This window comes from Bradyrhizobium sp. 62 (assembly GCF_023073035.1).
Classification (GTDB): Bacteria; Pseudomonadota; Alphaproteobacteria; order Rhizobiales; family Xanthobacteraceae; genus Bradyrhizobium.
Genome location: NZ_JADPIT010000027.1, coordinates 95,218 through 107,690 on the forward strand (window position 1 = coordinate 95,218; position 12,473 = coordinate 107,690).

The window sequence follows — 12,473 nt, forward strand, 5'->3', positions numbered from 1 at the left end:
GCCTTTGGCTGTGGTGACGGAGGGGAGGGTGATTTCCGACATTTCGGGCACGGCTACCAGAACCGCGCCCCCAAGCGAAGCGAATTCTCCGCCTTTCGGAGCAAGCCAACCTCGCTTACATTTGACAAAATCAGGGGTCAAAGGGTCGCCGCATGTCCGATATGACCATTGCCGCACGCCGGCGCTCCCGCTGGGGCCTTTTCATCGCCCCTGTCATCCTCCTGATCCTCGCGGTGGCGTGGAGCGGCTTCTGGTTCTATGCGGCGTCGCAGGCCGAAATCGCCGCCGATGCCTGGCGCGCGCAGGAGGCCAAATCCGGCCGCGTCTATGATTGCGCCAAGCGCTCGATCGCGGGCTTCCCCTTCCGCTTCGAGGTCCAGTGTTCGGGCGCCAGCGTCGCCCTGGTGTCGCAGAACGCCAGCAAGACGCCGTTCACGGCGAAGCTCGACAACATCCTGGTCGTCGCGCAGGTCTACGACCCCAAGCGCGTCATCGCCGAATTCACCGCACCCGCGACGGTCACTGACGGCGTCACGCAGAGCACCTTCGTGGTGAACTGGAGCAAGGGGCGCAGCAGCGTGGTCGGCCTGCCCGCCGTGCCGGAGCGCGCCTCCATCGTGTTCGAGGAGCCGACGGTCAATCGTGTCGACGGCAGCGTGCAGGTGCCGCTCGCGCGCGCGAAACAGGTCGAGCTGCATGGACGCCTCGCGGATGGATCGCCGTCCGATCATCCCGTGATCGAGACCGTGCTCCAGATCGCGCAGGGCAGTATCCAGGGCGTTCATCCGCTGCTCGCCGAGCCGTTCGAGGCCGACACGCGGGCGAAGATCACCGGACTGTCCGACCTCACGCCAAAGCCGTGGCCGCAGCGCTTCCGCGAGATCCAGGCCGCCGGCGGCCATATCGAGATCGTACAGTCCCGGATCCAGCAGGGCGAGATGATCGCGGTTGCGGCCGGCACGCTCGGGCTCTCGGCCAACGGCCGTCTCGATGGCGAATTGCAGATGACGGTGACGGGTCTCGAGCGCGTGATCCCCGCGCTCGGCATCGAGAAGATGCTGGAGGAGGGGGTGCCGCAGGCAACCCTCGATCGCGTGGCGCCCGGCGTGAAGTCGCAGGACCTGAACAATCTGTTCGGTGCGCTCGACCGCGCCGTTCCCGGCCTCGGCAAGGTCATCAAGCAGAACGCCAATGCCGGCGTGGCCGCCGGCATCAATTCGATCGGCACCGAGAGCACGCTGGAAGGCAAGAAAGCTCGCAGCTTCCCGCTGAAGTTCGTCGACGGCGCCGTGCTGCTCGGCCCGGTCAAGGTCGGCCAGATCCCGCCGCTGTATTAGGTCGTGAATTCATAAATCTGCCGGGCGGACAGCTTGGTCCGCCTGACGCGTTTGAAGCTGTGAACAGATGGCTTCCGAGGAGCTTCTTGTTAGCGCCGGTGATGCAACCCGCGAGGTCCTCTCCGGCGTCGGGCGAGGAGTGTATCAGTTGCGGCTCGACAGGTAGCGTTCTGCCGCCCTATTGAAGACCAACTGCCGGCTCTAAAGTCGCGCCCAAATTATCTGGGGTTCGGGGGAAACAATGCGCGCGTTGAATTGTCTCGTGGCAGCATCGCTGCTCGTCGCCTCCCTTCAGACCGCAACCGCCAGGAATAGCGAACATTGGGTGGTGTCCTGGACGGGCGCGGTTCAGGGCCCATACCCCGTCGGCAATCCGTCTGCCCAGCCCGAACAGAAGTTCGCGTTTCCCGAGCCTGCGGCCGGTGCGCGGGACCAGACTTTTCGCCTGATCGTGCGGCCGGATATCTGGGGCCGTCAGGCCCGCATCCGGCTCAGCAACGCCTTCGGCACCAAACCCGTCACGTTTGACGGCGTTTACGTCGGCCTGCAGTCGGGTAGTGCCGCGTTGATCCGCGGCTCCAACACTCCCATTACGTTCGCCGGCACGGCTTCCGTTACGGTGTCGCCGGGGAATTCGGTCTGGAGCGATGCGATCGCGCTGCCGTTTGCAAAGTGGCCCGATGATCTCGCCGGCCGCCGGCTTGCGGTCAGTTTTCATGTCGCCGGCCAGAGCGGTCCGATGACCTGGCACGCCAAAGCGCTGACCACTTCCTATGTCAGTGCGCCGGGCGCCGGCGCGAAGGGCGCCCTCGAAGACGAGGCTTCCTTCCCCTATGCGACTGCGTCGTGGTTCTTTCTCGATGCGATCGAGATGACTGCGCCTGCCAATGCCTTCGCCATCATGGCGTTTGGGGATTCGATTACCGACGGGACCGCCTCAACCATGAACGGCGACGATCGCTGGCCCAACGTGCTGTCGCGTCGCCTGAAGGCGGTCTACGGCAACAAGGTCGCCGTCGTGAATGGCGGCATCGGTGGCAACCAAATCGCAGGCCCGGCCGAATACGGTCCCGACAAACCGTACGCGGGCGGCCCCGCTTCGGGTCAGCGGCTCGATCGCGACGTGCTGTCGCTGTCCGGCATATCGAGCCTGATCTGGCTGGAAGGCATCAACGATTTCAGCAAGAACGGCAATTTTACCGCCGATCAGGTCATCGCCGCGATGAAGGACGGCGTCGCGAGGCTACGTGCAAAATGGCCGCAAGCCCGGATCATCGGCGCCACCGTCGTTTCGGCATTGGGCAGCACCAGCGCGGCACATGGTTTTCCGGAGCAGGATGACAAGCGCAAGGCGCTCAACGCATTCATCCGTAGTTCGGGGACATTCGACGGTGTGATAGATTTTGATCGCGCCACGCTCGATCCGGCCTCGGGTGGCCTTAAGCCGGAGTTCGTTCCCGAAAGCACGACTGGCGGCGCCGGCGACAAGCTTCATCCCAACCGCACCGGATATCTGGCAATGGGACAGGCCATCGACCTCGATCTGTTCAAGCCGGGAAAGTTTGTTCGCAGCGCGAAGCAGTAGGATGAATTCAGAGTCGCCTCTCTCCATTCGCCGCCCTCAGTTGTCGTAACTCCTCCATCCGCGTTACGAGCTGAACTCACGGCCGCTTCGCCGGATCGTGATGACCCGCCGGGAATGCGGAGCCGCAAACTCCGCTCTCTCTCCATGTCGGCCGCACGATGATGCGGTCGCCCAGGCAGGAGAGATATCATGACCAAGTCCAGGCTGTTCGTTGCCGCTATCGCCATCTCGACCACGCTCGCGACGCCCGCGTTCGCGCAGTGGCAATGGCAGTCGCAGGAGCCGGCCGCATACGCCTCGATGTATCCGAACGGTGATCGCAACATTTCGAATCCCACGACGCGGGAGACGATGGCATTCGTTCCCTCGCCGAAATCACCGCGCCCCACGGTGATGCGCGCGACAAAGGGCAAATAGCCGCCGTCCCACCCCTTGCCCGTCGCGAACTGGGCCCGGTCATGTCCCGGCCGGGCCCAATGCGCATTGCCTTGAACTGTGCCTTGAACAGTCGCGCGTGCGGATCGGCAGCCAACGAAAATATTCCGAACAGGATGGTCAGGAAAACGTGATGCAGAAGATGCACGGCGCCGCGAATAACCGCAGCCGCATTCAAATCACTCCACACCAGGGAAGCATGCATGCGCCGGAGCCGGCGCGCGCAATCCAATCCGCTTCCCAAATGGAGGGAGCTTCAAGTGCGGATCATCAATTGCGGACTGATGCTGGGTATTCTCGCTGCCTGTTCCGGGCAGGCGCGTGCCGACGACAATGTCACAACCGAAATCCAGTCGCTGAAGGCCAAGCTGAAGGAGCTCCAGCAACGCGTGGACTCGGAGGCGCGCAAGACGCGGCAGGTTGAAGCGCAAGCGAAGGCCGTTCAGTTGCCCGCAAGTTACAAGGCGCTCGCCGCCGATCCATGTGCGGCCGGCAAGGTCTGCTACAAGGGCGTGACGTTGACCTTCGGTGGCTGGGTCGATCTCACCGGCATCTACCGCTCACGCAATCTCGCCTCCGATACCGGCTCGGTCTACAACTTCATCCCCTATCAGCAGAGCCGCAACTTCAACATTCCGGAAACGCGCTTCTCCGCGCGGCAGAGCAGGTTCTCGGTGCTGGCCGAGGGCAATGCCGATGCCGACACGCACCTCGCGGGCTATGGCGAGATCGATTTCGAAGGTGCGGCTCAGACGGCGAGCTCGGTTGCGACCAACTCGTTCAATCCGCGCATGCGGCAGCTCAGTCTGGAACTGGACCGCAGTGATCTCGGTCTTCACTTCCTCGCCGGGCAATCCTGGTCGCTCAACGCGCCGACCAAGTCCGGCATCGATCCTCGTGGCGTCGATGCGCCCGGCGTGATCGACTTCGAATCCGTTCCGGGATTTCTTGCGGCACGCCAGCCCGGGCTGCGCGTCTGGCAGGACATCGGACCGGAGTTCAAGCTGGCTGCCTCGGTCGAGAATGCCCAGACAGCGTTCTTCGGCGGCAACGTCCCGGCCGTCGGCACACCCGCCATCGGGCCACAGGGCGTGCTGAACCCGAACCTTCAGGTCAATCTGACCGGTCCCGGCGGCAGCTTCTTCAACAACCTCAACAATGTCAGTCTGAATCAGGTGCCCGACATCACCGTCAAGGCAGCGTGGGACCCACGGCTCGGGCCCACCAAGCTGCATGTCGAGGCGTGGGCGCTCTACCGCCAGCTGTTCGACCGCTTCAACAACGCCAACCACACCTACGACACCGGAAGCTTCGGCGGTCACATCTTTGCCGAGCTGATTCCGAAAACCCTCGATCTTCAGCTCTATGGCTCGCACGGCGTGCTCGGCCGCTTCACGGCAACGCCGTTCCCCGACGCGGCGGTGGCGCAGGACGGCACCATCCTCCCGCTGACGATCACGGCGGCCGCCGTCGGCCTGATCTGGCACGCGACGCCCAGCCTCGATGTCTACTCCTATGCAGGCCTCGAAAAGGCCAAGGCGAATTTCGCCAATGTTGGAACGGTGCCGTTCGGCTACGGCAATCCGCTCTACAACAACACCGGCTGCTTCACCGAAAACTCGCCGGCCGCGACCTGCAACGGCAACACCAGGGAGGTCCGGCAGATCACGACCGGGATCTACGACACCATCTACCAGGGCAGTTTCGGTACGCTGAAAGCCGGCCTGCAGTATTCCCACACGCAACGGTTCGCGTTCGCGGGCGTCGGCGGCGCTCCGAGGACGGACGACAACGTCGTCATGACGCAGATCCGGTACTATCCGTTCTAATCACGGAGCCACGCGGGCTCGTAGCCTGGATGGAGCGAAGCGCAATCCGGGAATCCTGTCTCAAGCGACGGAGGTCCCGGATTACGCTTGCGCTCCATCCGGGCTACTTCAGTGCTACGGCTTGTTGCCGAGCTGCGCGTGCGGCCGGCCGAAGTCGGGCGCGGCCGAGTCCTGGCCGATTTCGACGATGCCGCGGCGGATGGCGCGGGTGCGGGTGAAGTGGTCGAACAGTGCCTCGCCGTCGCCGCGGCGGATCGCGCGGGTGAGCTTTGCCAGATCCTCGGTGAAGGTGCCGAGCATCTCCAGCACGGCTTCCTTGTTGGCGAGGAAGACGTCGCGCCACATCGTCGGATCGGATGCCGCGATGCGCGTGAAGTCGCGAAAGCCGCCGGCGGAGAACTTGATGACCTCGGACTCCGTCACCTGCGCCAGCTCGTCGGCGGTGCCGACGATGGTGTAGGCGATCAGATGCGGCAGATGGCTGGTGATCGCGAGCACGAGATCATGATGATCCGGCGTCATGATTTCGACCTTGGCGCCCATCGCCGCCCAGAACACGCGCAGGCGCTCGGTGGCGGCCGCATCAACGCCCTCCGGCGGGGTAAGGATGCACCAACGGTTGATGAAGAGCTCGGCGAAGCCGGAATCTGGGCCCGAATGCTCGGTGCCTGCGACGGGATGTGCTGGCACGAAATGGATGCCTTTCGGCAGATGCGGCGCCATATCCCTGACGATGGCGCCCTTGACCGAGCCGACGTCGGAGATGATCGCGCCGGGCTTGAGATGCGGGGCGATCTCCTGCGCCACCGGGCCGCAGGCGCCGACGGGAATGCAGAGGATGACGAGATCGGCGTCCTTCACGGCTTCTGCATTGGTCGCCATGACCTGATCGACGATGCCGAGCTCCATCACGCGTGCGCGCGTCTTCTCCGAGCGCGCGGTGGTGACGATCTCGCCGGCGAGGCCCTGGAGCTTCGCAGCGCGCGCGATCGAGCCACCGATCAGGCCGAAGCCGATCAGCGCGACACGCTGGAAGTGCGGGGTCGCGCTCATGTTCCGGCCATGAAGTCGCGCAGGCCCTCGACGACGAGGCGGTTGGCCTCCTCGGTGCCGATGGTCATGCGCAGCGAATGCGGCAGGCCGTAGTTCTTCAAGCCGCGCAGCACCAGCCCGCGCCTGGTGAGGAAGGCGTCGGCTGCGTCCGAGGTCTTGCCCTCGGTGGGGAAGTGGATCAGCACGAAATTGGCGACGCTCGGCGTCACCTTCAGCCCGAGCTTGCCGATCTCCTCGGTCAGCCAGTTGCGCCAGGTCTCGGTGAACTGCTTCGACATCGCCTGGTGCGCGGTGTCCTCGATCGCGGCAACGGCGGCGTACATGGCCGGCGTCGATACGTTGAAGGGACCGCGGATGCGGTTGACCGCATCGATGATGTACTCGGGGCCGAACATCCAGCCGATGCGCAGCGCGGCGAGGCCGTGGATCTTGGAGAAGGTGTGCGTCACCACCGTGTTCTCGGTGGTCGCGACCAGCTCGATCCCCATCTCGTAATCGTTGCGCGAGACGTAGTCGCAATAGGCTGCGTCCAGCACCAGCAGCACGTGCGAGGGCAGGCCAGCGCGCAAGCGCTTGACCTCGTCGAACGGCACATAGGTGCCGGTCGGGTTGTTGGGGTTGGCGAGCCAGACCAGCTTTGTCTTCGGCGTCACCGCCTTGAGGATAGCGTCGACATCGCAGGTGAGGTTCTTCTCGGCCGCGATGACATTCTTTGCGCCGACCGCCATGGTCGCGATCGGGTAGACCAGGAAGCCGTGCGTGGTCGAGATCGCCTCGTCACCGTGGCTGAGATAGGTGTGGGCGAGCAGGTTGAGGATCTCGTCCGAGCCGGCGCCGCAGATGATGCGGTTGGGATCGAGCCCGAAGGTGCGCCCGATCGCTTCGCGCAGCACGCGCGAGGTCCCTTCCGGATAGTCTTCCAGATGATCCGCCACGTTCTTGAACGCCTCGATCGCCTTCGGCGAGGGCCCGAACGGCGTCTCGTTGGCCGAGAGCTTGAACACCTTGCGGCCGGGCTCCGCCACTGGAGTCTTGCCGGGCGTGTAGGGCGCAATATCGAGAATGCCGGGATTCGGCACGGGGCGGGACATCTTCAACTCCGGACTGGCTTAAGCGGTTCGCGACTTACGATTTCGACCCGGTCGGGGGCACCGTATAGCGCGTTGCGTGGCTGCCGACGAGGGCCGTGGAGCGCACCGAGGCCCCCGCTTCGATCAGGGCAGCCTTGATCTTGTCGATGCTGCTTGTCGCGGTGACCGAGACCAGCAGCGCGGCACCGTCGAAGGCGGTGTCGGGCACCGCCACGATTTCGGCGAGCGGCGACAGGGCGCGCGCGACCTCCGCATTCCACCCAGAGACGCGGACGCTGAAGGTCTCGACCTCCGTCACCAGGGCGCTGTCGGCGACGCGCGAGACCGCGAACACGGGCAACGCCGCCGGATGGTCGGCGCGCTCGACAAAGGGCAGCCGCGCGATGATCTTTGGCGCGCCGGCTTCTTCCAGCGACAGCCACCACGGCGTGCGGCTCGAAGTCGCCGAGACCAGCGCCAGATCGCCCTTGGACTTCGCGACGGCCTCGACCGCCGCCTGCGCGCTGAAATGCGCGACGTAAGGCACCGTGAAGCCGAAATGGAATCGCGCGGAATCGCGCATGGCCGGCTCGCTCGCCGAGATGTCGGCGTGCACCGAGAACGGGGCCTGCACATAGGTGAAGGTCGCGATGATGACGCGCCAGATGCTCTCGACCGTATCGAGCGGCAGGATGCCGCGATGACGCTGCACGAGGTCGCGCATCATGGAGGCCTCACGTGCCGGGCGGAACGCCGAGCCGACCTCCTGGGTCTGCTTCACCTGGATCAGGCGGTCGATGATGTCGCCGCGTTGCATCAGCAGGCGATGCATGCCCTCGTCGATCGCGTCGATCTCCTTGCGCAATTCCTGGAGTGATGGTGGCGCGGGCGGACGTTGGGACATGTCTGACAGGTGCTGTTGAGAGGCGTTCCAATGCGGATCAGTCGAGCCGTCACCGCTGTGATGGATATCCTGATTAGGCAGTCGGGGCTGCGAAAGCAAAGAGAAATGCAAAGAGAAATCGGGCCCTTTCCGCCCGTGGCGCGACAGGCGAATTTGGCTGATCCGGGCCGTGACTTGACGAAAACCGTCCAAGACGGTAGTTTTTACCCGTTCCGTGGTCATTTGAGCCGGCCGGCTTGCAGCCACGTTAAAAAACTCGCTAAACAGGCCGGGGACGCTTTCGATCCCGGCCGAACCTATCGTTCAGGCCGGGTTTTTCATGGCCTGATGTCAATGCGGTCACCACGACGACCGCAAACGAGGTCGATGGTCAGATGGTTGGCGTCCAGTCAATTCCGAGTCCCGCGATCACCGCCGACGAGCGGTCGCACGAGGTGGATCATCCGAGTTCGCACGTCGCGCAGTTTGGCTTGGAACAGCCGCTGCGGCTCGATTGCGGTGTCGATCTCAGCCCGTTCCAGATCGCCTACCAGACCTATGGCGAACTGAATGCCGATCGCTCCAACGCGATCCTGATCTGCCATGCGCTGACCGGCGACCAGCACGTCGCCAATGTGCACCCTGTCACCGGCAAGCCCGGCTGGTGGGAGACTTTGGTCGGCTCGGGCCGACCGCTCGATCCCAGCGAGTATTTTATCATCTGCTCCAACGTGATCGGCGGCTGCATGGGCTCGACCGGTCCGGCTTCGATCAATCCGGCGACCGGCAAGGTTTGGGGCCTCGATTTCCCCGTCATCACCATCCCCGACATGGTGCGCGCGCAGGCGATGCTGATCGACCGGCTCGGCATCGACACGCTGTTCGCAGTCGTCGGCGGCTCGATGGGCGGCATGCAAGTGCTGCAATGGACGGCGGCGTATCCGAGCCGGGTGTTCTCCGCGCTGGCGATCGCCTGCTCGACACGACATTCGGCGCAGAACATCGCGTTCCACGAGCTTGGCCGCCAGGCGGTGATGGCCGATCCCGACTGGCACCATGGCGGCTATGCCGATCAAGGTATCCATCCGCATCGTGGGCTCGCTGTCGCCCGGATGGCGGCGCACATCACCTATCTCTCCGACGCCGCGCTGCATCGCAAATTCGGACGGCGGATGCAGGACCGCGAGCTGCCGACCTTCTCGTTCGACGCCGACTTCCAGGTCGAGTCCTACCTGCGCTACCAGGGCTCGTCCTTTGTCGAACGCTTCGATGCCAACTCCTATCTCTATCTGACCCGCGCGATGGATTATTTCGACATCGCCGGCGACCATGGCGGCGTGCTGGCGAAGGCGTTCGCGGGAATCCAGACCCGGTTCTGCGTGGTCTCCTTCACCAGCGACTGGCTGTTCCCGACCTCGGAATCGCGCGCACTGGTGCACGCGTTGAATGCGTCGAGCGCGCGGGTGTCGTTCGCCGAGATCGAGACCGATCGCGGTCACGACGCGTTCCTCCTCGACGTGCCCGAGTTCTTCGACATCGGCCGTGCGTTCCTGCAGTCGGCAGGCAAGGCGCGCGGGCTCACCGCCAAGAAAGCTTAAAGGACGGCTAGTCATGTCTGTACAGGAAGCGCTGCCGCTGGGCGGCCTTGCGACCGGGCAGCCCGGTGATTTTCGCGCCGACCATGTGCTGGTGGCCGAGATGGTCAAGCCGGGCTCGAAAGTGCTCGATGTCGGGTGTGGCGAGGGCGACCTGCTCCAGCTGCTGGAAACTCGCGGCATCGACGGCCGCGGCATCGAGCTGTCGCGCGAGGGCGTCAACCGCTGCGTCGCCAAGGGTCTCGCGGTGGTGCAGGGCGATGCCGACACCGACCTCGTGAATTATCCGGATGACGCCTTTGACTACGTGATCCTGTCGCAAACCTTGCAGGCGACGCGGCAGCCCAAGGTCGTGCTCGAGAATCTCTTGCGCATCGGCCGCCGCGCCATCGTGTCGTTCCCGAATTTCGGCTTCTGGAAGATGCGGCTCCAGCTCCTGATCGGCGGCCACATGCCGCGCACGGAGAACCTGCCGGCAAGCTGGTATGACACCGCCAACATCCATTTCTGCACTATCAAGGATTTCGTCGAGCTCTGCGATGCGATCGACGTCAAGATGGAACGTGCCGAGGCGCTCGACCTCTACGGCCGTCCGCTGCGGCTGCGGATGCCCTGGTGGGTGTGGAATCTGTTCGGCGAGCAGGGCGTGTTTCTGCTGACGCGGGGCGGCAGGAAGTAGGCCGGCCCGTTACCCCATCTACGCGACGCAGTACCTGGTGACGCCTTCGCGCTAATGCGCCGCCAGTGACCTCGGGTCGCGCACCGGCCATCTTCCCGCTTCCACCAGCGTGACGAACCGTTCCACAGTTTCGTTGAACAGCGCTGGCTCTTCGAGATTGAGGACGTGGCCGGACTTCGGAAACATGGCGAGCCCTGCCGCAGGCAGATGCTTCTTCAGGAACAGGCTTGCGCCCACGCACGGATCGTCCTCGTCGCCGCAGATGATGAGTGCCGGCGTCGTGGCCGCTCTGATCGCGTCCGTCATCGTAAAGATCGAGGGACGGCCGGCCTGGAAGCCACGCATCGTCCGCGCCGATCCCTTGGCGTCGTGCCGCGCCAGGGCGGCATAGAAATCGGCGTGGCCGCGCGGGTCCTTCACCAGGAAGGGAATCCGGCTCGGCGCCTCGCGCGTGACTTTTGCGACTTCGGCTGAGCCGAGCATCTCGAATTGCTCCGCGTTGGCGCGGCACTGCTTGCGCCAGGCGTCGAGGTTCTCGATCTCCGAGCCTGAGCCGACGCCGGCGAGCGTCATCGACAGCGCACGTTGGGGCGCGTTGAGCCCGATCTGGAGCGACGAATAGGCGCCCATCGAGAGACCGACGAAGTGCGCGCGATCGATCTTCAGATGATCGAGCACCGCGAGCGCATCGGTATAGAAATGCGTGTAGCCGTAGACCTCGCCATCAGGCACGTCCGATGGCGTGTAGCCGCGCGCCGAATAGGTGATGCAGCGATGGCCGCGCGAAAAGTAGCGCATCTGCGGCTCCCAATTGGTGTAGTCGGCCGCGAATTCGTGCAGAAAAATAATCGGCGTGCCGGTGCCTGCTTCTTCGAAATAGAGGCGACAATTGTCCTTCGTGAGGGCGTGAGGCATCCGGTTTTCTCCCTGAGGTGGCTGCGGCATTGGAATGCCGTCCTGCGGTGAGCGCATACGACCCTAACACTTATTAATCATCGTCGAAAATCTCCGCGGCCGCGTCTTGTTCTCGCCACATCAGGATACTGATACAGCCCGCGGATGTCGGCCACCGCACGGGCCGATTGGGAAGTGGGGGTGTCAACGAAGGATGAAGAATGTTCGAGTTGTTTGCGTCTCGCCTGTCGCGCTGTGTCGTCGCGCTGGCTGTTTTCTTCGCGGCGGTCGCCGCCTTCACTTCTCCGGCGTCAGCACGACCTCATCGTCAAAGCGCAGAGCGCCACGCTTACGCGCATCACGCCAGCAGACATCATCATTACCGGCATGCACGCAGCTCGCGTTTCGATCGCGGCGCGGCGCAATTGCAGGCGAGCGGCTTCGGCAACACCTTCGCCAGCTATGACCCGAACGCCAATACCGGCGGCATCGCCATGAGCGGCAGCGGCGGCATCGCCATGAGCGGCAGCGGTGGAATGGCCATGAGCGGCAGCGGTGGAATGGCTATGAGCGGCAGCGGTGGAATGGCCATGCGGGGCAACGCAGGAATGGTTACCAGCGATAGCAGTGGGAAGATCACGCGCGCCAGCCGTCGAATCGCCACGAGGCGTGGCGGTGGGATGGCCACTAACGCGAATGACGGCGGCGTGGCCACGGGCAGCGGCGGCTTCGGCGGCGGATCGGGCCTCGTGTCCGAGGCGCGCCGCTATGTCGGCGGCAATCCGACCGGCCGCGGCAGCCTGTGGTGCGCGCGGTTCATGAACATGGTGCTTGAGAAGACCGGTCACCGTGGCACCGGCTCCGATATGGCGAATTCGTTCGCCCATTACGGGACGCGCGTCTCCGGTCCGCAGGTCGGCGCCATCGCAGTGATGTCGCGCGGCGGCCGGGGCGGTCATGTCGGCATCATTACCGGCGTCGACGCGCAGGGCAATCCGATCATGATCTCCGGCAACAACGGCAACCGCGTTCGCGAAGCACCGGTCTCGCGCGGCCGGATCTATGCGTATGTGATGCCGAACTGACGGCCGTCATTGCGAGGAGCGAAGCGAC

At 64.3% G+C, this 12,473-nt stretch carries 11 protein-coding genes and 1 riboswitch; of the genes, 7 read left to right on the forward strand and 4 right to left on the reverse strand.

Annotated features, from left to right (window positions below):
* Positions 1-152 precede the first annotated feature (152 nt).
* From IVB47_RS26280 to IVB47_RS26295, 4 genes are all read left to right on the forward strand, one after another.
* Positions 153-1,337, forward strand: coding sequence for a DUF2125 domain-containing protein (locus IVB47_RS26280; protein WP_247465654.1), 1,185 nt, complete (start codon positions 153-155; stop codon positions 1,335-1,337).
* 241 nt (positions 1,338-1,578) lie between these two features.
* Positions 1,579-2,922 (forward strand): GDSL-type esterase/lipase family protein, encoded by a 1,344-nt coding sequence (locus IVB47_RS26285; protein WP_247465656.1) that lies wholly within the window; start codon positions 1,579-1,581, stop codon positions 2,920-2,922.
* 189 nt (positions 2,923-3,111) lie between these two features.
* Positions 3,112-3,339, forward strand: coding sequence for a hypothetical protein (locus tag IVB47_RS26290; protein ID WP_247465658.1), 228 nt, complete (start codon positions 3,112-3,114; stop codon positions 3,337-3,339).
* Between the two features lie 278 nt (positions 3,340-3,617).
* Positions 3,618-5,186: a hypothetical protein gene (locus IVB47_RS26295; protein WP_247465660.1), complete on the forward strand. Its 1,569-nt coding sequence runs from the start codon at positions 3,618-3,620 to the stop codon at positions 5,184-5,186.
* Between the two features lie 114 nt (positions 5,187-5,300).
* Here the strand turns inward: IVB47_RS26295 and IVB47_RS26300 are convergent, their stop codons facing one another.
* The 3 genes from IVB47_RS26300 to IVB47_RS26310 are packed head-to-tail and all read right to left on the reverse strand — an operon-like array spanning position 5,301 to position 8,213.
* Positions 5,301-6,239, reverse strand: coding sequence for a prephenate/arogenate dehydrogenase family protein (locus IVB47_RS26300; RefSeq protein ID WP_247465663.1), 939 nt, complete (start codon positions 6,237-6,239; stop codon positions 5,301-5,303).
* Positions 6,236-7,330 (reverse strand): histidinol-phosphate transaminase, encoded by a 1,095-nt coding sequence (locus tag IVB47_RS26305; RefSeq protein WP_247465666.1) that lies wholly within the window; start codon positions 7,328-7,330, stop codon positions 6,236-6,238. The genes IVB47_RS26300 and IVB47_RS26305 overlap by 4 nt, the downstream gene beginning before the upstream one ends.
* A gap of 34 nt (positions 7,331-7,364) precedes the next feature.
* Complete coding sequence (locus IVB47_RS26310; protein ID WP_026232498.1) at positions 7,365-8,213, reverse strand: chorismate mutase; 849 nt, start codon at positions 8,211-8,213, stop codon at positions 7,365-7,367.
* A 204-nt stretch (positions 8,214-8,417) separates the two neighbouring features.
* Positions 8,418-8,497: riboswitch (SAM riboswitch) on the forward strand.
* Positions 8,498-8,587: 90 nt separating this feature from the next.
* Here IVB47_RS26310 and IVB47_RS26315 point away from each other — a divergent pair.
* Complete coding sequence (locus IVB47_RS26315) at positions 8,588-9,790, forward strand: homoserine O-acetyltransferase (RefSeq protein WP_027565598.1); 1,203 nt, start codon at positions 8,588-8,590, stop codon at positions 9,788-9,790.
* 13 nt (positions 9,791-9,803) lie between these two features.
* Positions 9,804-10,466, forward strand: coding sequence for a methionine biosynthesis protein MetW (gene metW / locus IVB47_RS26320; RefSeq protein WP_007597293.1), 663 nt, complete (start codon positions 9,804-9,806; stop codon positions 10,464-10,466).
* A gap of 51 nt (positions 10,467-10,517) precedes the next feature.
* Here metW and IVB47_RS26325 read toward each other — a convergent pair whose 3' ends face one another.
* On the reverse strand, positions 10,518-11,381 hold the full coding sequence (locus IVB47_RS26325) for an alpha/beta hydrolase (protein ID WP_247427658.1): 864 nt from the start codon (positions 11,379-11,381) through the stop codon (positions 10,518-10,520).
* A 200-nt stretch (positions 11,382-11,581) separates the two neighbouring features.
* Here IVB47_RS26325 and IVB47_RS26330 point away from each other — a divergent pair, with 200 nt between their 5' ends.
* On the forward strand, positions 11,582-12,445 hold the full coding sequence (locus tag IVB47_RS26330) for a TIGR02594 family protein (RefSeq protein ID WP_247465668.1): 864 nt from the start codon (positions 11,582-11,584) through the stop codon (positions 12,443-12,445).
* Positions 12,446-12,473 lie beyond the last annotated feature (28 nt).

Coding starts and splice junctions, on each gene's coding strand:
- IVB47_RS26310 (WP_026232498.1), bottom strand. CDS start 8,213: ATGTCCCAACGTCCGCCCGCGCCACCATCACTCCAGGAATTGCGCAAG.
- IVB47_RS26300 (WP_247465663.1), bottom strand. CDS start 6,239: ATGAGCGCGACCCCGCACTTCCAGCGTGTCGCGCTGATCGGCTTCGGC.
- IVB47_RS26325 (WP_247427658.1), bottom strand. CDS start 11,381: ATGCCTCACGCCCTCACGAAGGACAATTGTCGCCTCTATTTCGAAGAA.
- IVB47_RS26280 (WP_247465654.1), top strand. CDS start 153: ATGTCCGATATGACCATTGCCGCACGCCGGCGCTCCCGCTGGGGCCTT.
- IVB47_RS26330 (WP_247465668.1), top strand. CDS start 11,582: ATGTTCGAGTTGTTTGCGTCTCGCCTGTCGCGCTGTGTCGTCGCGCTG.
- IVB47_RS26315 (WP_027565598.1), top strand. CDS start 8,588: ATGGTTGGCGTCCAGTCAATTCCGAGTCCCGCGATCACCGCCGACGAG.
- IVB47_RS26290 (WP_247465658.1), top strand. CDS start 3,112: ATGACCAAGTCCAGGCTGTTCGTTGCCGCTATCGCCATCTCGACCACG.
- IVB47_RS26305 (WP_247465666.1), bottom strand. CDS start 7,330: ATGTCCCGCCCCGTGCCGAATCCCGGCATTCTCGATATTGCGCCCTAC.
- IVB47_RS26285 (WP_247465656.1), top strand. CDS start 1,579: ATGCGCGCGTTGAATTGTCTCGTGGCAGCATCGCTGCTCGTCGCCTCC.
- metW (WP_007597293.1), top strand. CDS start 9,804: ATGTCTGTACAGGAAGCGCTGCCGCTGGGCGGCCTTGCGACCGGGCAG.